Origin of the sequence: Bacillus cereus group sp. BfR-BA-01379 (assembly GCF_022663605.1) — a bacterium.
In the GTDB taxonomy this organism is placed as follows: Bacteria; Bacillota; Bacilli; order Bacillales; family Bacillaceae_G; genus Bacillus_A; species Bacillus_A mobilis.
Genome location: NZ_JAKUFT010000163.1, coordinates 1 through 1,357, shown reverse-complemented (window position 1 = coordinate 1,357; position 1,357 = coordinate 1). Strand labels below are relative to the sequence as shown.

Genomic DNA, 1,357 nt, shown 5'->3' with positions numbered 1-1,357 from the left:
CAAATGAAAGTGGAAAAGCTGAGAAAACAGATAACCCAAAGACTGGCGATGAATCACGCATCGGATTATTTGCAGCGTTAATTCTTATTTCAGGTGTTTTCTTAATTCGTAAAGTGAAGTTAAGTAAATAAATCTTTTGAAGGGTGATGAATATATGTTTAAACAATTTAAAATGATTATTGCCGTATTTGCTGTTTTATTTACGTTTATAGCAACACTAGGTTTACAAGATACAAAGGCTGCTACAAAATTGGCTGATGGAAAATATAATATTGCTTTTACTGTATGGAAAGGCGATAAAGATGAATCATCTAGAATGAATAGTTATTTTGAAAGTCCGGCAACAGTAACAGTTAAAGATGGAAAACAATATGTTTCATTCAAGGTGAAAGATAGTACTTCTATTAAAAGTTTACAAGTAGAAAAAAATGGTCAATTCGTAGAAGCTACTGTGTTAAGTGAAAATACAAAAGAGAATACTAGAGTAGTAGAATTTGAAGTTGCTGATTTGTCAAAAAAACTAAATGGCAAGGTGAAAATTAATATCCCAATTATTAATTATGATGCTTCATATGATATTCGTTTTGTATTTGATGGGAACAGTATTAAATAATTTAAAAATTTTCAAAAGGGAGGGTCGTTCCATTGAACAGGTATGTAAAAATTATTGTTGCTATGTTTTTAATGGTATTTACATTCGTATCAACATTACAACCACTTGCAGTTCAAGCAGCTACCCAGTTGGCTGACGGTGAATATTCAATCGGTTTCAAAGTTCTTAAGGACACATCAGATGAAGAATCTATGATGAATCAATACTCTGTAAGTCCAGGAACTTTAAAAGTGAAGGATGGGAAGAAGAAGGTATCCTTTACGTTAGAACATAGTTCATGGATTACAAAGTTTGAAACAGAAAAAAATGGACAGTTTGTTGCGACAAATGTAAGTAGTGAAGATAAAGAAAAAGATACAAGAGTAGTAGAATTTGAAGTGGACGATGTAGAGAAAGTATTAAATGCGAAAGTAAAAGTAGACATAGACTTTTTAAATTATCATCATGACTATGATGTGCGCATTGTATTTGATCAAAATAGTATTACACCGATTCATGTAGAACAACCAAATGAAAAAGAGGACCCAGCTAATAAGCCAGATCCAAATGAAAAACCGGATCCAAGTCAGAAGCCCGACCAAAAGCCTGACTCAGATCAACAACCCAATTCTAACACAATTAACGATGGGAATTATAGCATTCCATTTAAAGTGTTAAAAGATAAGACAGATGAAGAATCTAGAATGAAAGACAAGTTAATAAGTCCAGCCGTATTAAAAGTAGAAAACGGTAAGAAAAAAGCGA

At 32.3% G+C, this 1,357-nt stretch carries 3 protein-coding genes; all 3 read left to right on the top strand.

The features are described 5' to 3' along the window. Positions 1-131, top strand: a 131-nt coding sequence (locus MR113_RS27135; protein WP_242257473.1) for a sortase B protein-sorting domain-containing protein, incomplete at its 5' end; no start/stop codon positions are given. A gap of 23 nt (positions 132-154) precedes the next feature. After that, on the top strand, positions 155-613 hold the full coding sequence (locus tag MR113_RS27130; protein WP_061677075.1) for an NEAT domain-containing protein: 459 nt from the start codon (positions 155-157) through the stop codon (positions 611-613). 32 nt (positions 614-645) lie between these two features. After that, the coding region (locus MR113_RS27125; protein WP_242257472.1) for an NEAT domain-containing protein at positions 646-1,357 on the top strand (712 nt) is incomplete at its 3' end.

Excerpts from the sequence above, each read along its gene's own strand:
- MR113_RS27130 (WP_061677075.1), top strand. The coding sequence starts at position 155 with ATGTTTAAACAATTTAAAATGATTATTGCCGTATTTGCTGTTTTATTT.